This is a genomic window from Pseudomonas sp. UBA6753, from assembly GCF_002453565.1.
GTDB classification, from domain to species: domain Bacteria; phylum Pseudomonadota; class Gammaproteobacteria; order Pseudomonadales; family Pseudomonadaceae; genus Aquipseudomonas; species Aquipseudomonas putida_Z.
The window spans coordinates 112,134-134,697 of record NZ_DKHD01000014.1; the positions used below are offsets into that span (position 1 = coordinate 112,134).

Below are 22,564 nucleotides of genomic sequence, written 5' to 3' on the forward strand. Positions count from 1 at the left end.
GCCCGCGAACACCGGCAACGCCGGTGCCATCCACCGAGTTGGATTCTTCGCGGGCACGCCCGCTCCCACAGGGGATTGCGGTTTGCCTGAATAATTATGCTCTGGCAACAGGAGTGCCACCCCATGCTCAAACCCTTGCTACAAGGAATCGCCCTCATGGCCGCAGCCACCACCCTCCAGGCCGCCCCCATCGACCTGATCATCGACACCGACCCTGGCGCCGACGATGTGGTCGCGCTGTTCCTGGCCATGGCCTCGCCCGACGAGCTCAACATCCGCGCCATCACCACCGTGGCCGGCAACGTGCGCCTGGAAAAGACCTCGCGCAACGCCCGCCTGGCCCGCGAATGGGCCGGCCGCGAAGACATCCCCGTGTACGCCGGCGCCGCTCGCCCGCTGGTACGCAAGCCGATCTACGCCGCCGACGTGCACGGCGAAGAAGGCCTCACCGGCATCCAGGTCCACGAACCGAAAGCGCCGCTGGCCCAAGGCAATGCCGTGCAATACCTGGTCGACACCCTTGGCACCGCCAAGCCCCACAGCATCACCATCGCCATGCTCGGCCCACAGACCAACCTGGCCCTGGCGCTGATCCAGCGTCCGGACATCGCCAAAGGCATCAAGCAGGTGGTGGTCATGGGCGGTGCCCATTTCAACGGCGGCAACATCACCCCGGCGGCGGAATTCAACCTCTATGCCGACCCACATGCCGCCGAAGTGGTGCTGGCCAGCGGCGTGCAACTGATCTATCTGCCGCTGGACGTCACCCACAAACTGCTGACCAGCGACGCCCGCCTCAAGCAACTGGCAGCGGTGAACAACCAGGCCAGCAAACGGGTGGTGGATATCCTCAACGCCTACATCACCCACGACATGGATCTGTACGGCATGCCCGGCGGCCCGGTGCACGACGCCAGCGTCATCGCCTACCTGCTCAAGCCCGAGCTGTTCAGCGGCCGGCGCATCCATATGAGCATCGACAGCCGCGAAGGCCCCAGCTTCGGCCAGACCCTTGCCGACTGGTACGGCGTGCTCAAGCAGCCAGCCAACGTGATGTGGGTGGAAGAGGGCGATGCCCAGGGCCTGTTCGACCTGCTCAGCGCCCGTTTGGCGCGATTGGAATAGCCGTGTGCGGTGCGTAGCGCTCGAACACCTGGTCGAAGAAGCTGCGTGCCGCCTCGGCGCCGCGATCGCGCACCAGCAGGTCGATGGCAATCAGCAGCAACTCCTCCGGCGTGCCAGGGCTGTACGCGCTCTGGCCTTCGGCCCATTTGACCTTGATATCGGCTTCGATGCTGTGGCTGCTCATGAAAGGCTCTCGCTTGGGGCCCGGGACGAAGGGGCGAACACCTGACCCTGGTGTTCGATGGAGGCGGGGTGCGCTCCACTTCTTGCACTAAATCATGACTTTGCGTCAGTGACCTTGCGGCTTAAGCATATGGCAAACGCAGCAGGTTGTGCAAAATCCGGTCACGATTGCGTTTTCGCCTCGGCTGGCGAGTTCAGGCAGACTTGACCGGTTTTGCAACAAAAGATGAGCGGAACTGTCGGATCAGACAGTTCCCGGACCGATTTAGGAGGCTTCATGTTCCGTACCCGTGCTTACCTGGCAACCCTGGCGGTGGCTGCTGTCCTGGCTGGTTGCAGCACTGGTGGCAATTCTGCTGGTGGCGCTGCACCGGCCACGCCGGCAGGCAACGATGGCCGCTGCGAAGCCAGCGGCGCCGATTTCGCCATTGGCAAGCCAGCCAGCGCCGAGCTGCTGGAGCAGGCGCGCAAGGCCAGTGGCTCGCAGATGGCCCGCATTCTCAAGCCGCATGACGTGGTTACCCTGGAGTACCGCTCCGAACGCTTGAACCTGAATGTGGACGAGCAGGGCAAGGTGGTTCGCGTCAACTGCGGTTGACCTTACCGGCCTCATCGCCGGCAAGCCAGCTCCCACAGGTTCAGCACAGGCCTCACCCTTGGCGCCGCAGCTGTGGGAGCTGGCTTGCCGGCGATGAGGCCGGTACAGGCTACAGATGCCATAAAAAAACCCGCCACAAGGGCGGGTTTTTTTACAGCTATCCGAATTACTCCGGACGAACCTGTGCAGCCTGCATGCCCTTCTGGCCGCGCTCGGCGACGAAGGAAACAGTCTGGCCTTCTTTCAGGCTCTTGAAGCCGTCAGATTCGATGGCCTTGAAGTGAACGAACAGGTCGTCGCCGCCGCCTGCTGGGGTGATGAAGCCGTAGCCTTTCTCATCATTGAACCATTTGACGGTGCCTTGTTGGCGATTGGACATGGGTGAATCTCCAGAACATTTAGTTTTTTCAGTGGTGCAATGCGGCCGAGGCTACGGAGCACGGAACACATCATAGTCTAATTCTGCGCATCTAGCGCCTTTTACCTTCGCAGGATATTGATCCAGCTCAAAGAATGGCTGGTCTGCTCTGGCTTTAAGGTTTCAGCTCTTCGGTGCGCAGGCCTGTTTCACGACCGTCTGGGCCTTCTGCATCAGCTTGGCGTCCACGCCATCTTTGCTGTCCAGGTCGGCGATCTCCGCGTCACTGAAATTCTTTTTGATGGCTTGAGCGCCACATTCGCAGTGTTTCTTTGCTGTCGCAGCATCAACGCCCTGGCCGCTGGCCACCTGCGTGCACTGGGCCATGTAGCCAGCCTCCTTTCCGGGCGGGAAGTTGCCGGCGTTCGCAGCCATGGGCAGCAGCAGGGCCCCAGCAGCCGCCAGGGCCAGAAGAGACGGAACTCGCATAACCAGTTACTCCTTGGGTTAAGGTCTCATCAAGAGTAGGTTGCTTCCCAAGGTCTGATAGGAATTTTTCCGCGTTAGTTCACCGCTGCGGCGTAATTTCCAAATATTTCTGCCTGGCATGCAACCCGCGTGCTAGCATGCCCGGCTTGCAGCTGACAACTTGCAGCCTGCAGCTATCTTTTTTCTTTCCAGTCACTCTGGTTCGTCCCTGGCAAGCCGAAAGGCTTCTGCCACTGTGAGGCAGGCTTCCCGTTGCGGGAAGGCAGGTCGGATCTTGTACTGGCTCATCCCAACCCACGTGACCTTTGGTAGGGGTCACCACTAGGAGAGGAGGCGCCATGCCCGTTATTACTCTTCCCGATGGCAGTCAACGTTCGTTCGATCATGCCGTATCCGTAGCCGAAGTCGCCGCTTCCATCGGCGCCGGCCTGGCCAAGGCCACCGTGGCCGGCAAGGTCGACGGCAAACTGGTCGATGCCTGCGACCTGATCAGCAACGACGCCACCCTGCAGATCATCACCCCTAAAGATGAAGAGGGACTGGAGATCATCCGTCACTCGTGCGCCCACCTGGTCGGCCACGCGGTGAAACAGCTGTACCCGACCGCCAAGATGGTGATCGGCCCGGTCATCGACGAAGGCTTCTACTACGACATCGCCTACGAGCGCCCCTTCACCCCTGAAGACATGGCCGCCATCGAAAAGCGCATGATGGAGCTGATCGACAAGGACTACGACGTCATCAAGAAGGTGACCCCGCGCGCCGAAGTCATCGACGTGTTCAAGGCCCGTGGCGAAGACTACAAGCTGCGCCTGGTCGAAGACATGCCGGACGAGCAGGCCATGGGCCTTTACTACCACGAAGAATACGTCGACATGTGCCGCGGCCCGCACGTGCCGAACACCCGCTTCCTCAAGGCATTCAAGCTGACCAAGCTGTCCGGCGCCTACTGGCGCGGCGATGCCAAGAACGAGCAGCTGCAACGCGTGTACGGCACCGCCTGGGCCGACAAGAAGCAGCTGGCGGCGTACATCCAGCGCATCGAAGAAGCCGAAAAACGCGACCACCGCAAGATCGGCAAGCAGCTCGACCTGTTCCACCTGCAGGAAGAAGCCCCGGGCATGGTGTTCTGGCACGCCAACGGCTGGACCGTGTACCAGGTACTCGAGCAGTACATGCGCCAGGTCCAGCGCGTCAACGGCTACCAGGAAATCAAGACCCCGCAGGTTGTCGACCGCATTCTCTGGGAGCGTTCCGGCCACTGGTCCAACTACGCCGAGAACATGTTCACCACTTCGTCGGAAAGCCGTGACTACGCGGTCAAGCCGATGAACTGCCCGTGCCACGTGCAGGTGTTCAACCAGGGCCTGAAGAGCTACCGCGACCTGCCGCTGCGCCTGGCCGAGTTCGGTGCCTGCCACCGTAACGAGCCGTCCGGCGCCCTGCACGGCATCATGCGCGTGCGTGGCTTCGTGCAGGACGACGCGCACATCTTCTGCACCGAAGAACAGGTGAAGAAAGAAGCCGCCGACTTCATCAAGCTGACCCTGGACGTGTACAAGGACTTCGGCTTCACCGACATCGCCATGAAGCTGTCGACCCGCCCGGCCAAGCGCGTGGGTTCCGAAGAGCTGTGGGACCGTGCCGAAGGCGCACTGGCCGACGCCTTGAACGAATCGGGCCTGGAGTGGGAGTACCAGCCGGGCGAGGGCGCCTTCTACGGCCCGAAGATCGAGTTCACCCTGCGCGACTGCCTCGGCCGTAACTGGCAGTGCGGTACCCTGCAGTACGACCCGAACCTGCCGGAACGTCTGGATGCCAGCTATATCGCCGAAGATAACAGCCGAGTTCGCCCGGTCATGCTGCACCGCGCCATCCTCGGTTCGTTCGAGCGCTTCATCGGCATGCTGATCGAGCACTACGCCGGCGTGTTCCCGGCCTGGCTGGCCCCAACCCAGGCCGTGATCATGAACATCACCGACAAGCAGGCCGATTTCGCCCTCGAGGTGGAAAATACCCTGAACGGTAGCGGTTTCCGTGCCAAGTCGGACTTGAGAAATGAGAAGATCGGCTTTAAAATCCGCGAGCATACTTTGCTCAAGGTCCCGTACCTTTTGGTTATAGGGGATCGCGAAGTCGAAACGCAGACCGTCGCCGTACGCACCCGTGAAGGCAAAGACCTCGGCTCCATGCCGGTGGCTGAATTCACGCAGCTGCTCAACAGCGCTGTTGCCCAGCGCGGTCGCCTAGAATCGGAGTAATGACTATTAAGCGTGAAATGAGAAACGATAAACGAACTGCACCGAAAGCCCCGATCAACGAGAATATCTCGGCACGCGAGGTTCGGTTAATTGGCGCTGACGGCGAGCAGATTGGCATCGTCTCGATTGATGAAGCGCTTCGTATCGCTGATGAAGCGAAGCTGGATCTGGTGGAAATCTCTGCAGACGCGCAACCGCCCGTCTGCAAGGTGATGGACTACGGCAAGCACCTCTTCGAGAAGAAGAAGCAGGCCAACGAAGCCAAGAAAAACCAGAAGCAGATCCAGATCAAAGAAATCAAGTTTCGTCCAGGGACGGAAGAAGGGGATTACCAGGTAAAACTACGCAACCTGGTACGTTTCCTTACCGATGGGGACAAGGCCAAGATCTCTCTGAGATTCCGCGGCCGTGAGATGGCCCACCAGGAGCTGGGCATGGAGCTGTTGAAGCGGGTCGAAGCCGACCTCGCCGAATACGGCTCCGTTGAGCAGCATCCGAAGATGGAAGGACGCCAGCTTATGATGGTCATCGCCCCCAAAAAGAAGAAGTAATCTCCCGGGCACGGCAGGCCTGATGATTATTGTGTAATTTTATCGAATGCGGAGTTCCAACATGCCAAAAATGAAAACCAAGAGCGGTGCTGCGAAGCGCTTCCTGAAGACCGCTTCCGGCTTCAAGCACAAGCACGCTTTCAAGAGCCACATCCTGACCAAAATGTCGACCAAGCGTAAGCGTCAACTGCGCGGTGCCAGCCTGCTGCACCCGTCTGACGTGGCAAAAGTCGAGCGCATGCTGCGCGTACGTTAATTCTGGTTTAGATAGAGGAAGTTACTCATGGCTCGTGTTAAGCGTGGCGTCATCGCTCGTAAGCGTCACAAGAAAATTCTGAAACTGGCTAAAGGCTACTACGGTGCGCGCTCGCGCGTATTCCGCGTTGCCAAGCAGGCTGTCATCAAGGCAGGTCAATATGCCTACCGTGACCGTCGTCAGAAGAAGCGTCAGTTCCGCGCACTGTGGATCGCTCGTATCAACGCCGGTGCCCGCACCAACGGTCTGTCCTACAGCCGTCTGATTGCTGGCCTGAAAAAGGCTTCGATCGAAATCGACCGTAAGGTTCTGGCCGATCTGGCAGTGAACGAAAAAGCGGCGTTTGCTGCGATTGTCGAGAAAGCTAAAGCCGTTCTGGCTTAAGTACCCGCGACAATCACCCGGCGGCGCTAGCGCCGTCGGGCATTGAACGTCATCGATAGGGGAAGAGCCTTCAAAGCTCTTCCCCTATTTTCGTATCTGGAGTCTGTACATGGAAAACCTGGATGCGTTGGTCTCCCAAGCCCTAGAGGCCGTGGAGCGCGCTGAAGACATCAATACCCTGGAACAGATCCGGGTGAATTATCTCGGCAAGAAAGGCGAGCTGACCCAGGTGATGAAGACCCTGGGCAACCTGCCAGCCGAAGAGCGGCCGAAAGTCGGCGCGCTGATCAACGACGCCAAAGAGCGCGTCACCGTTGTGCTCAATGCCCGCAAGGCCGCCTTCGAAGAAGCCGAGCTCAGCGCTCGCCTGGCTGCCGAATGCATTGACGTCACCCTGCCAGGCCGCGGCCAGGCCACCGGTGGCCTGCACCCGATCACCCGTACACTCGAGCGCATCGAGCAGTTCTTCACCCACATCGGCTACGGCATTGCCGAAGGCCCAGAGGTGGAAGATGACTACCACAACTTCGAAGCGCTCAACATCCCCGGCCACCACCCGGCCCGGGCGATGCACGACACCTTCTATTTCAATGCCAACATGCTGCTGCGTACCCACACCTCGCCGGTGCAGGTGCGGACCATGGAGTCCACCCAGCCGCCAATCCGCATTGTCTGCCCGGGCCGCGTGTACCGCTGCGACTCGGATATCACCCACTCGCCGATGTTCCACCAGGTCGAAGGCCTGCTGATCGATCGCGATATCAACTTCGCCGACCTCAAGGGCACCATCGAAGAATTCCTGCGCGTGTTCTTCGAAAAAGAACTGGCGGTACGTTTCCGCCCATCGTTCTTCCCCTTCACCGAGCCGTCCGCCGAAGTCGATATCCAGTGCGTGATGTGTTCCGGCAAAGGCTGCCGCGTGTGCAAGCAGACCGGCTGGCTGGAAGTGATGGGCTGCGGCATGGTGCACCCGAACGTGCTGCGCATGTCCGGCATCGACCCTGAAGAGTTTCAGGGCTTCGCCTTCGGCATGGGCGCCGAGCGCCTGGCCATGCTGCGCTACGGCGTCAACGATTTGCGTCTGTTCTTCGATAACGACCTGCGGTTCCTTGCCCAATTCCGCTAGGCCCAATCGACGCACATTCTAGGAGAACAGCATGAAATTCAGTGAACAGTGGCTGCGCGGTTGGGTAAACCCGCAAGTCTCCCGTGACGAACTGGTCGCCCGCCTGTCCATGGCCGGCCTCGAAGTCGACAGCGTTACCCCCGCTGCCGGCCAGTTCAGCGGCATCGTCGTGGGCGAAATCCTCGCCACCGAACAGCACCCGGACGCCGACAAGCTGCGCGTGTGCCAGGTAAGCAACGGCCAGGAAACCTTCCAGGTCGTGTGCGGCGCCCCTAACGCTCGCCCAGGCATCAAGATCCCGTTCGCCATGATCGGCGCCGAACTGCCAGGCGACTTCAAGATCAAGAAGGCCAAACTGCGCGGCGTCGAGTCCTTCGGCATGCTGTGCTCGGCTGCCGAGCTGCAGATCAGCGAAGAGAACGACGGCCTGCTGGAACTGGCTGCCGACGCCCCGGTTGGCGAAGACATTCGCCAGTATCTGAGCCTGGACGACGCCAGCATCGAAATCGGCCTCACCCCCAACCGCGGCGACTGCCTGTCCATCGCAGGTCTCGCCCGTGACGTCAGCGCCCTGTACGACACCCCGGTCACCCGCCCGGTAGTGCCAGCCGTACCGGCTGCCCACGACGAAGTGCGCCCGGTCGAAGTCAGCGCCCCGGCTGCCTGCCCACGCTACCTGGGCCGCGTCATCCGCAACGTCGACCTGAGCAAGCCGACCCCGCTGTGGATGGTCGAACGCCTGCGCCGCAGCGACGTGCGCAGCATCGACGCCGCCGTCGACATCACCAACTACGTGATGCTCGAACTCGGCCAGCCGATGCACGCCTTCGACCTGGCAGAAATCAACGGCGGCATCCGCGTACGCATGGCTGAAGAGGGCGAGAAGCTCGTCCTGCTCGACGGCCAGGAAGTTGCCCTGCGCGCCGACACCCTGGTAATCGCCGACCACACCCGCGCCCTGGCCATCGCCGGCGTAATGGGTGGCGAGCACAGCGGTGTGAACACCGAAAAAACCCGCGACCTGTTCCTCGAAAGCGCCTTCTTCGAGCCGATCTCCGTCGCCGGTAAAGCCCGTTCCTACGGCCTGCACACCGACGCCTCGCACCGCTACGAGCGCGGCGTAGACTCGCAGCTGGCCCGCGAAGCCATGGAGCGTGCCACCCAGCTGCTGCTGGACATCGTCGGCGGCGAAGCCGGCCCGGTTGTCGAAGCCGTCAGCGAACAGCACCTGCCGCAAGTGGCCCCGGTTACCCTGCGCGCCGAACGCATCACCCAGATGCTCGGCATGGAAATGGACCCAGCCCAGGTCGAGCAACTGCTCAATGCCCTGGAGCTGACCACTACCAAGACCGAAGAAGGGCAGTGGACTGTCAATGTCCCAAGCCACCGCTTCGACATCAGCCTGGAAGTGGACCTGATCGAAGAGCTGGCCCGCCTGTACGGCTACAACAACCTGCCGGTTCGCTACCCGCAAGCCCGCCTGGCCCCCCAGGGCAAGCCGGAAACCCGCGGTGACCTGCCGACCCTGCGCCGCCTGCTGGTTGCCCGCGGCTACCAGGAAGCCATCACCTACAGCTTCATCGACCCGAAACTGTTCGAACTGTTCAGCCCGGGCGTAGAGCCGCTGCTGCTGGCCAACCCCATCTCCAGCGACATGGCCGCCATGCGCGCGTCCCTGTGGCCGGGCTTGGTCAAGGCACTGCAGCACAACCTGAACCGCCAGCAAGACCGCGTGCGCCTGTTCGAAAGCGGCCTGCGCTTCGTCGGCCAGCTCGGCGACCTGAAGCAGCAGCCGATGATCGCCGGCGTTGTCACCGGCAGCCGCCTGCCAGAAGGCTGGGCCAACGGCCGCGACGGCGTCGACTTCTTCGACGTCAAGGCCGACGTGGAAGCCCTGCTGGGCTACTCCGGCGCCCTGAGCGACTTCACCTTCAGCGCCGGCAAGCACCCAGCCCTGCACCCAGGCCAGACCGCCGCCATCGAGCGTGACGGCAAGCTGGTCGGCTACCTCGGCGCCATCCACCCAGAGCTGGCAAAAGCCCTGGATCTGGACCGCCCGGTGTTCCTGTTCGAGCTGGTGCTGGGCGACGTGGTCGAAGGCCGCCTGCCGAAATTCAGCGAGCTGTCCAAGTTCCCGGAAACCCGCCGCGACCTGGCTTTGATCGCAGGACGTGATGTAGCTTCTAGCTCGGTGCTTGAAGTAATTCGTGACAATGCAGGCGAATGGCTCACAGACCTCAGGCTGTTTGATGTCTACCAAGGTAAAGGCATTGATCCTGATAGAAAAAGCCTTGCCGTCGGCTTGACCTGGCAGCATCCATCGCGCACTCTTAACGACGATGAGGTGAACGCCGCACTGCAAAACATCCTCACCTCGCTCGAACAAAGGTTGAACACCACGTTAAGGAAATAACGGCATGGGTGCTCTGACGAAAGCTGAGATGGCCGAAAGGCTGTACGAGGAGCTGGGGCTTAACAAGCGTGAGGCCAAGGAGTTGGTCGAGCTGTTTTTTGAAGAAATTCGGCACGCACTTGAAGAGAACGAGCAGGTCAAGCTGTCCGGTTTCGGCAACTTCGACCTTCGCGACAAACGCCAGCGGCCGGGCCGCAACCCCAAGACAGGGGAAGAAATCCCGATCACTGCACGGCGCGTCGTCACCTTTCGTCCAGGGCAGAAGTTGAAGGCCCGGGTTGAGGCCTATGCTGGAACCAAGCCATAACGACGAACTGCCCCCCATACCGGGCAAAAGGTACTTCACCATTGGTGAGGTGAGTGAGCTTTGTGCGGTAAAACCGCACGTGCTGCGGTATTGGGAGCAGGAGTTCGATCAGCTCAATCCCGTGAAGCGGCGGGGGAACCGGCGGTATTATCAGCGGCAGGATGTGCTGATGATTCGCCAGATTCGTGCGCTGCTTTATGATCAAGGGTTCACTATTGGTGGGGCTCGGTTGAGGCTTTCCAGTGATGAGGCCAAGGATGAGTCGAGCCAGTACAAGCAGCTGATTCGGCAGATGATTGTCGAGTTGGAGGATGTGTTGGTGGTGTTGAAGAAGTGACCTGGGTTTTTGATGAGTGAAATTTTTTTGAGAAAAAGCTTTCATTTATCAGGAGGTTAGAGTACATTCTTCAACGTTCTCAGAAGCATTGAGAACATGCTTCAAAGCCCAGTCGGGGCGTAGCGCAGCCCGGTAGCGCACTTGCATGGGGTGCAAGGGGTCGAGTGTTCGAATCACTCCGTCCCGACCAAAAAACCCTAGAAAATCCAGTCACTTAACGGTGACTGGATTTTTTTATGCCTGATGGTTTTCTGTCTCGCTCGAATTTTGTGCCACTTTTTGTGCCACTGGGCTTTCGTGGCTCCAGATGGCTCATCTGGAGGGTTGTTTCGGGAGATACAGCTCGTGCTGTTCCTCGCCTAGGATAAGCATCTCCAAGACCTTGGTTCTGGATAGCTGGTGCTCTTCAGCAAGCTTGTCCAGGAGCGCATTGACGCTCAGGGGGAGCACAAAGTTGTATTGCTTCTTCTCGACAGCCTTCTCGCGCGTTTTTTGCGTGCTCCAGCGCCTCTTAATTTTGTCGACGTAGAGTTCCTTTTCCTCGTCGGAGGCTCCGCTATGGTCGAAGAACTCCAGCAGCTCAGTGAGCTTTGTAAAGGGCTCGGCGCGCCACGTTAGCCTGGGCTTGTTTTTCTCAAGCCAACTCCATGCCAGAGCGCATTTTGTGCGTTCGTCCTTGTCTTTGAACCAGCTGAAGATCCTGTCTGACCGCGCGTGCTCGGTCCAGGCGTCTGATAGGCGCTTCAATGCACTCTCTTTCTGGCCGAAATCTCTGTCCCAGAGATCGAACAGTGCAATCAGTTGCTCCCTGTCAGTGAGTGTGCGGAAGACACTGCTACGTATTCGCAGTCCTGTTTTATTCCCTGCTTGAGCGGCGAGCCATTTTGGTTGTCGTCCGCTTTTTTCGACCCAGCTGAATGCCTCCTCCGGTAGCAGCTCGCTATCCCGTGCTCGTACTAGGCCCCTCGTGACGCGAGGATTCCTTCTGAGTGCTCTAGCAATTTGGTTTCGCATGGTTTGGCTGTTGAGCTGGCACTCATCCATCTGAATGCTTTCCCTGCTTTCCAGGAAAAGCCATAGCCACGTTACCTCCCGTTCAGTCAGACCCCACCCGGGAAGCTCCTCAGAAAGCAAATCCATCTCATTTACAGCCATTTATCTATTCATTCCTAGCACATAAAAAGTACAAATTAAGTTAATCAGGAGATAGGTAATAGTCAATGAAATGAATCATGAAAGAACATCTGTAGATGATTTATAGATGTATGAAATCTTGTGTAACCCAGATTTTACATGGCTTCAACGTAGCTATAGGCATGTAAATGCCAGTAGCAGAACGGTAAGCATTGGCTGAAATTCATGCTTTTTTCGGCAGCTGCGCTTCGTCCGACAAGCATTCAGCTGCTGGTTGATTTTCAGTCAGCTGCTGCTAGCAATGACGTGGTGCTCAGTCAGTTTGTTCTTGCTGGTTAGGGAGGGGCACCCCGGAGGCTTCACGTGCCTTGAGGCTATGTGTGGCGCCCGAGCGGGACTTTCACTGTTCACAGGAGGGCGGGCAAGTGAGCTGCCCCTGTATTGCATTTGTCTGTTGCGGTTGGCTTAGCTTCGGATTCGTCGGCTGCCGCCTGTGCCAGGCCGCCATGATTACTTTCCCGCAATGGATGGCTGCCTCGGGCGTACTTGCCTACAGGGCTGGCTTTGGGTCGGTTCTTTTTTAAAACCCTTGCACATCCTCTGAGCCATAGAGGAGTGCCTGCTCATGCGTATAATGCGATTGAAAGAAGTAATCGATACGACTGGTCTTGCCAGGTCAACTATCTACAAATACATCGCGGACGGAATCTTCCCGAAACCGGTTAACTTAGCTCCTGCCGGCATGGATATGCCGAGTACCCGAGGCGTGGGGTGGATCCAGTCAGAGGTCGATGATTGGATCCTGGCAAGAATCGAGGAGCGGGATATGGCTGAGGGATCCGCCACACGTCCAAGCAACCATTTGAGCGTCGCCAAGTAAACTTTTCCGCCATGATCGGCTTCGCTGGTCATGGCGCTTATGCCGTTTCTGGTAGGGCTCTGCTCTCAGCTAACTCTCCCAAAGCTCAGTACGGAAAATCTCTCGACAGGCTTGGCAATGTTGCTCCCTATTTCCCGCCCAGGTCTGGAGGGACGGCTCTGGTCAGGGCTGCATCTATTGATATAGCTATTAACTACCAGCTCTTACTAATCGATAGCAACCATCACTACCCATCACTACTGACTACCACCAGAGGGAAAGAACACCAGTAAAAAGAAACACACCACGTGCCTGGTATGCACCAACAACCAATCAGGTACTCACCGATGAACAACCGTAAGCACAACACCCACCTCTCCCAGTCCGACATAGCCCTGCAGATCGAATCACTCGTTCAGGCTATCGAACACAGCGACACTCCTGCATTCCGGATCACGCACAAGCGCTCAGGCTATGAGCAGGTCGAGCAGACCAGACTCTCCCGGTACTTCACCAACGTCCAGCAGATGTACAACCTGTTCGATGATCGAGTGCCGTACGACTACAGCGAGCACCTGTTAGCGTTCCGGGAAGCCTGTGACGACATCGGTCTTCAGCGTTCACCCAATGGTCCTGTCTGCATGAGCGAGACGGGGACGTACTGGCTCAGTCATCACCAGAGCATGAACGTCCTGACCGCACGGATCCGTGAGTTGACCCGTCAGCGGTGGTATCAGCGCAAAGCTGGGGATCGAGCCTATGAGGCACGCAAGCAAGCGAAGGAGATCATCGCTTACAACGATGCAGTGATGAGCCTTTACTCACGCACTACGGTAATCCGGCTGGACTTGTACTACCGCCTTGAAGCTCAGGCCAGGCAGCGCGTCGAGCAGGTCTTTGATCACCTGGATGCTCTGATCCACAAACACAGCCATCACCGGACTTTCGAGCACCTGATTGGCTACACCTATTCAGTCGAGCAGGGGGATTGCAAGGAGGGGCGCGGGTACCACATCCATGCGGCCTACTACTTCAATGGCAACCAGGTATGCCGGGATGTCTGGAAGGCGATTGAGATCAGTGAGCTTTGGGAGGAGGTCACGCGTGGTCAGGGCTATGCCCATAGCTGCAACCACGACAAGGAACGGTATGGTGACAAGCTAGGCATTGGCCTGATCCAGCGGGAGGATCAGTCGAAGCGGCCCCATGTACACAAGGCAATGAAGTATCTGGTCAAGGACGGTCAGCACCTTCGCTTGAAGTCTGCAGGGGCACGCTGCTTGCGTAAGGGGGCTCTGGGGCGTGTTTGCCGCCGATAAGTAAGTGGGAAGGCTACGTGGCCTTTGCAACCATTAACTCAGACCAGCGAGTAGTGTAGGCGGGGGAGAGCAATTCTCTTCGCATGGCCCACTCGACTGGCTTGGCGATGCGTCCTGGTTGCAGAGTGCCACGCCCCCAGCGGTTGTTGATCGCGTCCAGGGTGCTCATCAGTCGTTCGGTTTTCACGGGCTGCTCGGAGGCGAACAGATCCGGTGTGTACTCATTCTTGCGGCATAGATCCAACAGCAGAACCTGAGCCTTGGCGTAGCTGAATCCCTCTCTGTAGACCTGCTGCAATCCCGCCTGGACGGCCTTGATGATCAGCCTGCTGTCATCGGTTGGATAGGGCAGTTGGCAGAGAACGCCGTTGGCATATTTAGCCTCGGTTGGGTTGAACATCCCGGTGCGCAGACTGACCCGCACCTGTCTGCAGAGTGACTCCTGCTTGCGCAGCTTTTCAGCAGCGCGCGAGGCATAGCTAGTGACGGCTTCCTGTATGGGGGCTAGCTCACGCAGACGCTTGCCGAATGAGCGACTGCTGCAGATCTCTTGCTTGGGTTCGATTTCGTTCTCGATCTCTAGGCACGCCACACCGCGCAGTTCGCGCACAGTTTTCTCGACCACGACATTGAATCGCTTGCGCAGAGTCCAGGCATCCATCTGTGCCAAGTCCCAAGCGGTTTTAATCTGCATACCTTCCAGGTGCGCACGCATGCGGGGGCCAACACCCCAGACTTCTTCAACGGGCATAGCCTTGAGCAACTTGTCGCGCCGAACCGGATCGCGGATGTCTACGACGCCACCAGTTTGCTTCTGCCAGCGCTTGGCGGCGTTATTGGCGAGCTTGGCCAGTGTCTTGGTGGTGGCGATGCCTATGCCGACCGGGATACCAGTCTTCTGCTTAATCTCTGCCTGCACCTGACGACCTATCGACTCCAGAGGTTCGGGCAGTCCGGTCATATCGGCAAAGGCTTCGTCGATGCTGTAGACCTCGATGCTTGGAAAACAGCCTTCGAGGATGGTCATCACACGCTCGCTCATGTCGCCATAGAGGGCGTAGTTGCTGCTGAAGGCGACGATCCCATGGCGCCTGAGGTCGCCCCTGATCTCGTGGAAGAGGGCGCCCATTTTCACGAACGGCTTAGCATCGGCCGAGCGTGCAATCACGCAGCCATCGTTGTTGCTGAGCACCACGATGGGCGTTCGCAACAGATCCGGACGAAACACACGCTCGCAACTGGCGTAGAAGCTGTTGCAGTCGACCAGTGCGTAAACCGGCTCAGCCATGGGTGAGGTGATTCCGCAGGCTGTGAGTGACGACGCCCCAGATCATCAGTTCATCGTTCTCCAGGATGTAGCGGGGAGAGTAGGCCGGGTTCTCAGAGCGCAGGATGAACTGCCCCTGTTCCTGTGCCAGGCGCTTTACCAGGACATCGCCGTTGAGGCAGGCCACTACTACGTGACCTGGTTTTGCAGGGATGGCACGGCTGACGATCAGATGGTCGCCGTCGAAGATGCCAGCCCCTGTCATGCTGTCACCGCTTACGGCGACCACATAGGTGTGCGTAGCTTGCAGATCCAGCAGAGCATCAAGCGATAGCTTGTGCTCCATGTGATCAAGTGCCGGGCTGGGAAAGCCAGCCGGAACGCGTGCATCAAAGAGGGGGAGGGCTGCGCTGCTGCTCTGCAGCGGGCCGAGGATAAGTGCGGTGCTCATAACGGGCTGTCCAGTAACTGTATTTATATACAGTAACCAGCGCTCAGCCATCCAGACAAGGTGCATTCGTCGCCGGTGTCTGGGGTATGCACGGATTGTTTACAGGCGAAAAGTAGACAGGTCGCCCAGTCGGACCATTCTCGCTAGGTTGGTGGAAACCGACCAGGAGGATCTCCTATGAACTTGCTACCCACCCTTAACGATCTTTTGCCACTGGCGCTTTTGCTGCCTGCACTGCTCGGGCTGGCCAAGCTGGCCTACGGTGGCACTACGGACTAAGAGATGACCTCGCCTGGCAGCATCGACTCAAAGCCAGACGTGCCTGTCGTTAGTCAGTGATACAGCCAGGGCTGTAGCTCTTCCAGGTTGGCGACCACGATCTGCTGAGCCGTGGCCTTGGCATGCACTTTGGTCGGATCGATCTGATAGCGCTGCAGCACGTACTGCACCAAAGCGCCTCGGGTCTCGATCACCAGTTGCCCATCACACATGCCGTAGTCCGCTTCAATAATGGAACGCTGCTCGGGCTTGAGGCGTGAGTCCGACTCAATCACTACCGTTAGCTGGGTGTTCCAGCCATCGTCGAGTTCGCGAGTGTGCTCCGAGGGGGCATCCATCAGATCGGGCTCACCACGAAAGCGGCTCAGCACGAAGTCGCGGTAGTCGCGGTTTTTCTCGCAATAGGCCCGCACATGCCAGCGCATGCCTGTGTAGATCAGGGTATGCGGTGCGATCAGGCGGGTTTCGCCGTCCGGCGTAGTGAAGGATACATACTCGCACTCCAGTCGAAGCCCCTCGCGGCAGGCCTTGAGCAGCGGGCGCAGCACCTCTGGGCGCACAGAGCGATCCGGAACGTCGAGTACTTCAGTGTGCGCATAGGCCAGTGCCAGTCCCTCGATGTGTGGGGCACGGTCGTGATTTTGGTTGAGCAGGTGCAGGTAGGCGCTGGCGCTGTCATCGATAAACAGCGGTTTGAAGTGGCGGCTCGGCACATACCCCTTCAAATGCTTGTCGTATTCCAGGTTTTTCGGCGCGTAGTCGGTGATGTAGGAGTTGATGTCTTTTGACGCCTGCTGGCGGCTTATGCCAAAACTCTGCATCAGGTGGTTTGTTGTCAGGCGTCCCTCCCACCAGACCACAGTCTCGATCAGACGGTAGCGCAGCGCCAGGTCCCAGCGCACGGACTCGATTTCCTGTTTGCGTTTCATCCCTGCCTCACTTGCTCGAAAACTTTACCTGTACGAACGCACACTCTAGATGCGTCAAGCCACGCTACATATCTTGATCCTGACAAACAAGCCAGCCAATCCAGGCTGGCTCAGGAAGTGCAATCAAGGAGTAGTGAAATGGCATTGATCAACTGCAGCGAGTGCGATCGCATGGCCAGCGACCAGGCGGCTGCCTGCCCGCATTGTGGTGCGCCTATCGCCAAGCAGGCAGCCACCGTTCAAATGCAGCCAGCCCCCGCAATTAGCCGCAGTGTTGGCTTCTGGCTGGGCGTGGGGATCTTTCTGTTTCCGGTCGTTTTTGTTTGGTTCTTGCTGCGCCAAGGGCACAGCACCACCAGTCGGCTAATCGGCTTTGCATGGTTGGCGGTTATGTTGGTTGCAATGGCCTCGGGGGATCGTCCGTCCGACAAGGCCGCTACGGCAACAACCCAGAGTCAGCCTGCAAAGGTGGCAGCCCCGGTTACGCCGTTGTTTGAAGTGAGCGCTCAGCAACTGGCCCAGGCCTATGACCGCAATACGGTCGCGGCGGACCAGCAGTTCAAAGGCAAGACCTTCAAGGTCACTGGCGTGGTGGATTCCATCAATACCGATCTGTTCGGTAGCCCTTACGTCACCCTACGTGGCGGGGTAAACCAGTTCATGGAGCCGCAATTCCAGCTCGATGACGCCCATGCCAACTACGCCGCAGGCCTGCAGAGCGGTATGCGCATTAGTCTGATCTGCACCGGGCGCGGCGATGTGGCCAAGACCCCCATGTCCAAAGACTGCGCTCCCGCCAACTGAGTCAGCGTGATTTCACTGGGCAGATAAATCCGCCTTAATCCTGCTCAATCAGCTAAGATCTGTGCTTCCTATTCGATATGGATCTGGAAATGACCGATCGGTGGTTGAGCGTAGAGGAAATTGGCGAACACTTGGGCGTGAGTAAGGACACTGTCTATGCATGGATCGCAAAGCGGCACATGCCCGCGCACAAGGTCGGGCGGCTCTGGAAGTTCCAGAAGGCTGAGGTGGACGCGTGGGTTAAAGCTGGCGGTGCCAGTGATGATGCCGCCTCGGAGTCGGCGCATGGCTGATCCATACCGCTTGTCATTCACCACAGGTGGGCTCTTCATTCAGGAGTCACCGCCTGTGGCTGAGCTTTTCCTCATGAAGCATGACTGGCAAGAGGCTCGTGATCAGGTTCGTGAGATGAACCTGTTGCAGGTGCGTACTGCAGCAGCTGCCACGCGTATTAGTAAAGAGATTGTCGCCCGATTGGAGTACCTGGATGTAGGTGAGCTTGAGGCCTTGGTTGAGGGGAAAAGGAAGGACCAGGGATACCTTCTCTGGGCTGCCTGTTCCCGGCGCTACACCTTTATCCGCGAGTTCGCGATGGAGGTGCTTCGTGAGCATCTACTGATGAGGCGGCGCGTCCTGTCCTCGATCGACTTCGACGCATTCTGGAGCAGGAAAGCTCTGTGGCACGTTGAGCTAGATCAGATCGCTGAGTCGACGCAAAAAAAGCTCAAACAAAATCTATTTCGAATGATGCGAGAAGCGGATCTGATTGGTGATTCGCTACAAATTCAGCCGGCCCTATTGTCGCCGGCGTTGGCCCAGCTGTTGGCCAAAAGGGGTAAGGAAGAGTTGCTTATCTACCCCGTAACTGATCAGGAGATTAAGCGTTGGCTTCAATGAACCGGAAAATCAGCGAGCAGCCAATGGCCGTTCGCTTCGATCATTTGCTAGGCGTAATCAGTGGTCAGCGTTTCCTTGAAATGAGGGGATTGAACAACGATCTGCCCTTTTACATCTGCGAGTTCAAGGCTGCTGAAGCGGTGGAGATGGAGCGTGTACGCCGGCAGCTGGTAACGCGGCTGGCGAACATGAGCATTCCCTGTCTTCAGGGAAGAGGCATCCAGGTTCTGGAAATCAACCTGTATGACTTGTCCATTGAGCTGCTCAAGGCCCGAGAGGGCAGTAGTGAGCAGGGCTGCCTCTGGGATGACCTACTCGCCATTGAGCCTGAGGTAGAGAAAGAACAGCTGTTGGAGACTCTGCAGAACGTCTTGGGCATCGAGGAGTATCTGATCCCCGCTATCGGCGAGCGACTGGAAGTTGCTGAGTACGACGTTTTATTCCTCTCCGGCATCGGTGAGGTGTTCCCCTACATCCGTTCACACAACGTGCTGAACAACCTGCAAAGCACGGCCAAGTCCAAGCCCACTGTTATGTTCTTTCCCGGCGAGTACCGGTACTCGCTGGAGCAGGGGGCTTCTCTGGAGCTGTTTGGCTTGCTGCATGACGACAAGTACTACCGCGCATTCAACATTTTTGAGACTCAGGCCTGAGGAAGCAGTAGATGGAACTCAACGGCATTTTCCTGAACCCCGTCAGCCGTCCTATTGAAGGGGTGATCAAAGCTGATGATGAAGCCAGCCTTTACAACGAGCTGAGCGAGTATGTGCTGACTGACGAGGTCGCCAAGCGCCTGGAGCACTTCCTTGATGCTTACACTGACTATCATGGCGCCAATGGCGTGTGGGTGTCTGGCTTCTTCGGGTCGGGTAAATCTCACTTGTTGAAGATGCTGGCGCTTCTGTTGGAAAACCGCCGCGTCGATGGCTCCTCTGCCCTGGATATCTTCCTTCCCAAGATCCACGAGGATGATGCACTGCTGCGCAGCAAGCTCAAGCAGGCTGTCGCCATCCCCTCGAAGAGCATCCTGTTCAACATCGACCAGAAGGCCGACATCATCAGCAAGACGCAGATCGACGCCTTGCTGTCGGTCTTCGTCAAGGTCTTCAATGAGATGTGCGGCTACTTCGGCAAGCAGGGCTACATTGCCCAGTTCGAACGTGATCTCGACAGCCGCGAGCAGTTCGATGCTTTCAAGGAGGCCTACCAATCCATCGCCAAAAAGCCTTGGGAGCGTGGTCGCGAGCAGGCCCTGCTGGAGTCCGGCAACATTGCCAAGGCCTATGCGCAGATCACCGGTGAAGATCCGACTCTGGCCAAGGGAATCCTCGACAAGTACCGCACCCAGTACAGCGTCTCCATCGAGGACTTCGGCAATCAGGTCAAAGCCTGGCTAGACAAGCAGCCAGCCAATTTCCGCCTGAATTTCTTCGTCGATGAGGTAGGCCAATACATCGCCGAAAATACCAAGCTGATGACTAATTTGCAGACAGTCGCCGAAAGCCTGGCGACTAAGTGTCAGGGGAGGGCTTGGATCATCGTTACCGCCCAAGAGGATATGAACTCCGTGCTCGGGGACATGAGCAAGCAGCAGAGTAATGACTTCACCAAGATCCAGGCTCGCTTTGCTAACCGTCTCAAGCTCACCAGCGCTGACGTGGCTGAGGTGATCCAGAAGCGTCTGCTGACCAAGAATGATAGCGGTGCAGATCTGCTGAAAACTGTTTACGACCAGCAGTTCAATAACTTCAAGACCCTGTTCGAGTTCGCCGATGGCGGCCAGCATTACCAGAACTTCCGAGATCTGGAGCATTTCACCTACTGCTATCCGTTTGTGCCGTATCAGTTCCCGCTGTTCCAGTCGGCCATCCGTGGCATTTCTTTGCACAATGGCTTTGAAGGTAAGGCCAATTCGGTAGGTGAGCGCTCCATGCTCGGCGTGTTCCGAGAGGTGGCCATCGCCATTGAGAACGAACCAGTTGGCCAGCTCGCCACCTTCGACCGAATGTTTGAAGGCATTCGTGGCGCGCTGAAAAGCGCAATCCAGAGCGCGATCAACAACGCCGAGCGTCACTTGGGGGACGAATATGCCATCCGTGTATTGAAGGCTCTGTTCCTGGTCAAGTACGTCAAGGAGTTCAAGGCCACCCTGCGCAACCTCAGTGTGTTGATGCTGGAGCGTTTCGGCGAGGACGTGCCCGCCCAACGCAAGAAGCTGGAAGCCGCACTCAACCTGCTTGAGCAGCAGACCTACATCCAGCGCAACGGCGATCTCTACGAGTACCTCACTGACGAAGAGAAGGACATCGAGGAAGAGATCAAAAACACCGAGGTGGAGTCTGCGGACATCCTCAAGGAGTTGGAAGTCCTACTTTTTGATGGGGTAATCAAGCAGCGCAAGATCCGCTACGAGAACGGACAGGATTACTCCTATACCCGCAAGATGGATGATCGGGTGCTCAGCCGGGAGCATGAACTCACCATTCATGTCGTAACGCCGCTCAGCGACAACTTCGATAATCTCACCGTGCAGCGTATGCAAAGCATGGGGCGTGACGAGCTGCGTGTCGTGCTACCTGCCGATGCGCGTTTCATGCAAGACCTGACTATGTACAAGCGCACTGAGACGTACATTCGTCAGAACAGCAGCACTCAACAGGAGGCGGTGAAGCGAATCCTCGACTCCAAGAGTTTCCAGAACACCGAGCGACTTGCGGATATCCAGGAGCGTGCCAAGCAGCTGTTGGCAGGTGCCCAGCTGATCATCAATGCTGCCGATATCGAAGCCCCCAGTACTGATGGTCAGACACGAATTCTGAAAGGTTTCTACCAGCTCATCGAGACCACCTATCCGAACCTGCGCATGTTGCGGGATGTGCCGTTCAGCGAGGCTGATATTGGCAAGTACTTGCGCCAGGGGCAGGATGGACTGCTTGGCAATGATGCTACCAGCCTGAGTGAGCCCGAGCAGGAGCTGTTGGCTTTTATCCAGACCAATGCTCGCAGTGGCGTTCGCACCACGGTCAAGAGCTTGCTCGAGCGCTTCGAACGCAAGAGCTACGGTTGGTACTACGCTGCAATTCTCTGCAACCTCGCCCTGCTTTGCGCGCGAGGCAAGGTAGAGGTGCGTCAGGACAGCAATCCCCTGGAAGGGGATCTGCTGGAGCGCAGCCTGCGCAATACCAATGCCCACGCTACCCTGGTGTTGGAGCCGCAGATCGAGTTCAGCGCGTCCCAGGTACGTGCATTAAAGGATTTCTTTGCGGATTTCATCGGCGAGCCGGCCAGCAGCAATGAAGCCCGCGCTCTGGCGCGTGAAACCATAGATGCCATCAAGGAGCTGGAGATCGATCTGGCTGAGTTGCACGGTCAGAAGGTGCAGTATCCCTTCCTCAGTGCCTTGGACGGTGTGCTGGCGACTCTCAAGGAAATAGCTGCCAAGAATCCAGCTTGGTTCCTGACGGATCTGTCCCGCGCAGAAGATGCGCTGCTAGAAGCCAAAGAGCAGATCATCGACCCTGTGCAGCGCTTTATGAAAAGCCCGCAGAAAGAGATCTACGATCAGGCTCGTCTGCTGGTGCAAGAGCAGCAAGAGAATTTTGCCTATGTCGGCTCGGCGGAAGTTGACGCCATTCGAGCCGTGCTTGCAGATGCAAAGCCCTGGCAAGGCAATCGTCTTCAACAAGCACGGCAGCAGTTGGAGGCGCTTCAGCTTGCCATTGCCAACCAGCTAGCCAGCGAGCAAAAAACCAGTGAGCAGTTGCTCGACGATCTGGAGCAGCGCCTGCAGGGCGCTGAGGGTTACGCTGCTCTCGACGCGGCGCAGAAACAGCAGCTCTCAGCCCCCTTCGCACAGGCTAAGCAGCAACTGAAAGGGCAGAAGCTCATTGCAGTCATTCGTGACCAGCGCAATCGTTTCGAGGACGAGCAATACCCTCAGCTGTTACTCAAGCTTGATCAGCTGGCTCGTCCGGAGCCGGCCCCTTCTGAGCCGCCTGTGCCATCTAACCGACCCGAGAGCACTAAGGCGCTGGGCACTGACACGCCTGAACAACCGACGCTGAAAGTGGCGGAGCCTCGCATCGTGCCGGCCCGTCATATCAAAGTTGGCTACTCGAAGCCCTGGTTGACCAGTGAAGCGGAGCTGGACGATTACCTGCAGAAGCAGCGTGAAGCCTGGCTGAAAGAAATCCAGGCCGGCAACCGTGTGCAGATCTGACACTGAATAAATACAACT

General features: G+C 58.0%; 24 protein-coding genes and 1 tRNA gene. 18 read left to right on the forward strand and 7 right to left on the reverse strand.

Annotated elements, in window-relative coordinates:
* Positions 1–123: 123 nt before the first annotated feature.
* Positions 124–1,125, forward strand: a complete 1,002-nt coding sequence (locus B2790_RS06700) for a nucleoside hydrolase (RefSeq protein ID WP_286918503.1) — start codon at positions 124–126, stop codon at positions 1,123–1,125.
* On the opposite strand, the gene B2790_RS06705 is transcribed toward B2790_RS06700, so the two are convergent.
* Positions 1,097–1,309 (reverse strand): hypothetical protein, encoded by a 213-nt coding sequence (locus tag B2790_RS06705; RefSeq protein ID WP_003260960.1) that lies wholly within the window; start codon positions 1,307–1,309, stop codon positions 1,097–1,099. The two genes, B2790_RS06700 and B2790_RS06705, sit on opposite strands and share 29 nt — an antisense overlap.
* Positions 1,310–1,585: 276 nt before the next feature.
* On the opposite strand from B2790_RS06705, the gene B2790_RS06710 reads away from it, so the two are divergent.
* Positions 1,586–1,906 carry an I78 family peptidase inhibitor gene (locus B2790_RS06710; protein WP_003260961.1) on the forward strand — a complete coding sequence of 107 codons (321 nt, stop codon included), beginning with the start codon at positions 1,586–1,588 and terminating at the stop codon, positions 1,904–1,906.
* Between the two features lie 166 nt (positions 1,907–2,072).
* On the opposite strand, the gene B2790_RS06715 is transcribed toward B2790_RS06710, so the two are convergent.
* Together B2790_RS06715 and B2790_RS06720 are read right to left on the reverse strand one after the other, a co-directional pair.
* On the reverse strand, positions 2,073–2,285 hold the full coding sequence (locus B2790_RS06715; protein ID WP_003250656.1) for a cold-shock protein: 213 nt from the start codon (positions 2,283–2,285) through the stop codon (positions 2,073–2,075).
* Between the two features lie 162 nt (positions 2,286–2,447).
* Entirely contained in the window at positions 2,448–2,753 is a 306-nt protein-coding gene (locus B2790_RS06720; protein ID WP_286918504.1) for a hypothetical protein, read from the reverse strand.
* A 338-nt stretch (positions 2,754–3,091) separates the two neighbouring features.
* On the opposite strand from B2790_RS06720, the gene thrS reads away from it, so the two are divergent.
* The 9 genes from thrS to B2790_RS06765 all read left to right on the forward strand — a co-directional run bounded on the left by thrS (position 3,092) and on the right by B2790_RS06765 (position 10,578).
* Complete coding sequence (gene thrS, locus B2790_RS06725) at positions 3,092–5,014, forward strand: threonine--tRNA ligase (RefSeq protein ID WP_013972004.1); 1,923 nt, start codon at positions 3,092–3,094, stop codon at positions 5,012–5,014.
* On the forward strand, positions 5,014–5,565 hold the full coding sequence (infC, locus tag B2790_RS06730) for a translation initiation factor IF-3 (protein ID WP_013972005.1): 552 nt from the start codon (positions 5,014–5,016) through the stop codon (positions 5,563–5,565). Before thrS ends, infC begins: the two co-directional genes overlap by 1 nt.
* A 61-nt stretch (positions 5,566–5,626) precedes the next feature.
* Entirely contained in the window at positions 5,627–5,821 is a 195-nt protein-coding gene (rpmI, locus tag B2790_RS06735) for a 50S ribosomal protein L35 (RefSeq protein ID WP_003250667.1), read from the forward strand.
* A gap of 27 nt (positions 5,822–5,848) precedes the next feature.
* Complete coding sequence (rplT, locus tag B2790_RS06740; RefSeq protein WP_003250671.1) at positions 5,849–6,205, forward strand: 50S ribosomal protein L20; 357 nt, start codon at positions 5,849–5,851, stop codon at positions 6,203–6,205.
* A 109-nt stretch (positions 6,206–6,314) separates the two neighbouring features.
* Complete coding sequence (gene pheS, locus B2790_RS06745) at positions 6,315–7,331, forward strand: phenylalanine--tRNA ligase subunit alpha (protein WP_013972006.1); 1,017 nt, start codon at positions 6,315–6,317, stop codon at positions 7,329–7,331.
* Positions 7,332–7,362: 31 nt separating this feature from the next.
* Positions 7,363–9,744 carry a phenylalanine--tRNA ligase subunit beta gene (pheT, locus tag B2790_RS06750; protein ID WP_286918505.1) on the forward strand — a complete coding sequence of 794 codons (2,382 nt, stop codon included), beginning with the start codon at positions 7,363–7,365 and terminating at the stop codon, positions 9,742–9,744.
* A gap of 4 nt (positions 9,745–9,748) precedes the next feature.
* Entirely contained in the window at positions 9,749–10,051 is a 303-nt protein-coding gene (gene ihfA / locus B2790_RS06755) for an integration host factor subunit alpha (protein ID WP_003250679.1), read from the forward strand.
* A complete protein-coding gene (locus tag B2790_RS06760; RefSeq protein WP_003250681.1) occupies positions 10,032–10,388 on the forward strand; it encodes a MerR family transcriptional regulator in 357 nt (118 codons plus the stop codon). Before ihfA ends, B2790_RS06760 begins: the two co-directional genes overlap by 20 nt.
* A gap of 113 nt (positions 10,389–10,501) precedes the next feature.
* Positions 10,502–10,578: transfer RNA gene (locus tag B2790_RS06765), tRNA-Pro, on the forward strand.
* 122 nt (positions 10,579–10,700) lie between these two features.
* Here B2790_RS06765 and B2790_RS06770 read toward each other — a convergent pair.
* Positions 10,701–11,543 carry a hypothetical protein gene (locus B2790_RS06770; protein WP_023464844.1) on the reverse strand — a complete coding sequence of 281 codons (843 nt, stop codon included), beginning with the start codon at positions 11,541–11,543 and terminating at the stop codon, positions 10,701–10,703.
* 604 nt (positions 11,544–12,147) lie between these two features.
* Between B2790_RS06770 and B2790_RS06775 the strand changes: the two genes are divergently transcribed.
* Together B2790_RS06775 and B2790_RS06780 are read left to right on the forward strand one after the other, a co-directional pair.
* Positions 12,148–12,402, forward strand: coding sequence for a helix-turn-helix transcriptional regulator (locus B2790_RS06775; protein WP_023464843.1), 255 nt, complete (start codon positions 12,148–12,150; stop codon positions 12,400–12,402).
* A gap of 326 nt (positions 12,403–12,728) precedes the next feature.
* Complete coding sequence (locus B2790_RS06780; RefSeq protein WP_100413884.1) at positions 12,729–13,700, forward strand: inovirus-type Gp2 protein; 972 nt, start codon at positions 12,729–12,731, stop codon at positions 13,698–13,700.
* A gap of 13 nt (positions 13,701–13,713) precedes the next feature.
* Here B2790_RS06780 and umuC read toward each other — a convergent pair whose 3' ends face one another.
* From umuC to B2790_RS06795, 3 genes are all read right to left on the reverse strand, one after another.
* The gene (gene umuC, locus B2790_RS06785) at positions 13,714–14,988 is read right to left on the reverse strand and encodes a translesion error-prone DNA polymerase V subunit UmuC (protein WP_102082569.1); all 1,275 of its coding nucleotides are present in this window, start codon (positions 14,986–14,988) and stop codon (positions 13,714–13,716) included.
* Positions 14,981–15,418, reverse strand: coding sequence for a LexA family protein (locus B2790_RS06790; protein ID WP_037014824.1), 438 nt, complete (start codon positions 15,416–15,418; stop codon positions 14,981–14,983). Before B2790_RS06790 ends, umuC begins: the two co-directional genes overlap by 8 nt.
* A 332-nt stretch (positions 15,419–15,750) precedes the next feature.
* The gene (locus tag B2790_RS06795; RefSeq protein WP_041506108.1) at positions 15,751–16,626 is read right to left on the reverse strand and encodes a WYL domain-containing protein; all 876 of its coding nucleotides are present in this window, start codon (positions 16,624–16,626) and stop codon (positions 15,751–15,753) included.
* A 138-nt stretch (positions 16,627–16,764) separates the two neighbouring features.
* Between B2790_RS06795 and B2790_RS06800 the strand changes: the two genes are divergently transcribed.
* From B2790_RS06800 to brxC, 5 genes are all read left to right on the forward strand, one after another.
* Positions 16,765–17,430, forward strand: a complete 666-nt coding sequence (locus tag B2790_RS06800; protein WP_041506107.1) for an OB-fold protein — start codon at positions 16,765–16,767, stop codon at positions 17,428–17,430.
* 89 nt (positions 17,431–17,519) lie between these two features.
* Positions 17,520–17,723: a methylation-associated defense system helix-turn-helix domain-containing protein MAD1 gene (mads1, locus tag B2790_RS06805; RefSeq protein WP_025297450.1), complete on the forward strand. Its 204-nt coding sequence runs from the start codon at positions 17,520–17,522 to the stop codon at positions 17,721–17,723.
* Complete coding sequence (locus B2790_RS06810) at positions 17,716–18,327, forward strand: DUF1819 family protein (protein WP_041506106.1); 612 nt, start codon at positions 17,716–17,718, stop codon at positions 18,325–18,327. The genes mads1 and B2790_RS06810 overlap by 8 nt, the downstream gene beginning before the upstream one ends.
* On the forward strand, positions 18,324–18,980 hold the full coding sequence (locus tag B2790_RS06815; protein WP_041506105.1) for a DUF1788 domain-containing protein: 657 nt from the start codon (positions 18,324–18,326) through the stop codon (positions 18,978–18,980). The genes B2790_RS06810 and B2790_RS06815 overlap by 4 nt, the downstream gene beginning before the upstream one ends.
* Before the next feature lie 11 nt (positions 18,981–18,991).
* Positions 18,992–22,546 (forward strand): BREX system P-loop protein BrxC, encoded by a 3,555-nt coding sequence (gene brxC, locus B2790_RS06820; protein ID WP_041506104.1) that lies wholly within the window; start codon positions 18,992–18,994, stop codon positions 22,544–22,546.
* Positions 22,547–22,564 lie beyond the last annotated feature (18 nt).

Coding starts and splice junctions, on each gene's coding strand:
- B2790_RS06700 (WP_286918503.1), top strand. CDS start 124: ATGCTCAAACCCTTGCTACAAGGAATCGCCCTCATGGCCGCAGCCACC.
- B2790_RS06705 (WP_003260960.1), bottom strand. CDS start 1,309: ATGAGCAGCCACAGCATCGAAGCCGATATCAAGGTCAAATGGGCCGAA.
- B2790_RS06710 (WP_003260961.1), top strand. CDS start 1,586: ATGTTCCGTACCCGTGCTTACCTGGCAACCCTGGCGGTGGCTGCTGTC.
- B2790_RS06715 (WP_003250656.1), bottom strand. CDS start 2,285: ATGTCCAATCGCCAACAAGGCACCGTCAAATGGTTCAATGATGAGAAA.
- B2790_RS06720 (WP_286918504.1), bottom strand. CDS start 2,753: ATGCGAGTTCCGTCTCTTCTGGCCCTGGCGGCTGCTGGGGCCCTGCTG.
- thrS (WP_013972004.1), top strand. CDS start 3,092: ATGCCCGTTATTACTCTTCCCGATGGCAGTCAACGTTCGTTCGATCAT.
- infC (WP_013972005.1), top strand. CDS start 5,014: ATGACTATTAAGCGTGAAATGAGAAACGATAAACGAACTGCACCGAAA.
- rpmI (WP_003250667.1), top strand. CDS start 5,627: ATGCCAAAAATGAAAACCAAGAGCGGTGCTGCGAAGCGCTTCCTGAAG.
- rplT (WP_003250671.1), top strand. CDS start 5,849: ATGGCTCGTGTTAAGCGTGGCGTCATCGCTCGTAAGCGTCACAAGAAA.
- pheS (WP_013972006.1), top strand. CDS start 6,315: ATGGAAAACCTGGATGCGTTGGTCTCCCAAGCCCTAGAGGCCGTGGAG.
- pheT (WP_286918505.1), top strand. CDS start 7,363: ATGAAATTCAGTGAACAGTGGCTGCGCGGTTGGGTAAACCCGCAAGTC.
- ihfA (WP_003250679.1), top strand. CDS start 9,749: ATGGGTGCTCTGACGAAAGCTGAGATGGCCGAAAGGCTGTACGAGGAG.
- B2790_RS06760 (WP_003250681.1), top strand. CDS start 10,032: ATGCTGGAACCAAGCCATAACGACGAACTGCCCCCCATACCGGGCAAA.
- B2790_RS06770 (WP_023464844.1), bottom strand. CDS start 11,543: ATGGCTGTAAATGAGATGGATTTGCTTTCTGAGGAGCTTCCCGGGTGG.
- B2790_RS06775 (WP_023464843.1), top strand. CDS start 12,148: ATGCGTATAATGCGATTGAAAGAAGTAATCGATACGACTGGTCTTGCC.
- B2790_RS06780 (WP_100413884.1), top strand. CDS start 12,729: ATGAACAACCGTAAGCACAACACCCACCTCTCCCAGTCCGACATAGCC.
- umuC (WP_102082569.1), bottom strand. CDS start 14,988: ATGGCTGAGCCGGTTTACGCACTGGTCGACTGCAACAGCTTCTACGCC.
- B2790_RS06790 (WP_037014824.1), bottom strand. CDS start 15,418: ATGAGCACCGCACTTATCCTCGGCCCGCTGCAGAGCAGCAGCGCAGCC.
- B2790_RS06795 (WP_041506108.1), bottom strand. CDS start 16,626: ATGAAACGCAAACAGGAAATCGAGTCCGTGCGCTGGGACCTGGCGCTG.
- B2790_RS06800 (WP_041506107.1), top strand. CDS start 16,765: ATGGCATTGATCAACTGCAGCGAGTGCGATCGCATGGCCAGCGACCAG.
- mads1 (WP_025297450.1), top strand. CDS start 17,520: ATGACCGATCGGTGGTTGAGCGTAGAGGAAATTGGCGAACACTTGGGC.
- B2790_RS06810 (WP_041506106.1), top strand. CDS start 17,716: ATGGCTGATCCATACCGCTTGTCATTCACCACAGGTGGGCTCTTCATT.
- B2790_RS06815 (WP_041506105.1), top strand. CDS start 18,324: ATGAACCGGAAAATCAGCGAGCAGCCAATGGCCGTTCGCTTCGATCAT.
- brxC (WP_041506104.1), top strand. CDS start 18,992: ATGGAACTCAACGGCATTTTCCTGAACCCCGTCAGCCGTCCTATTGAA.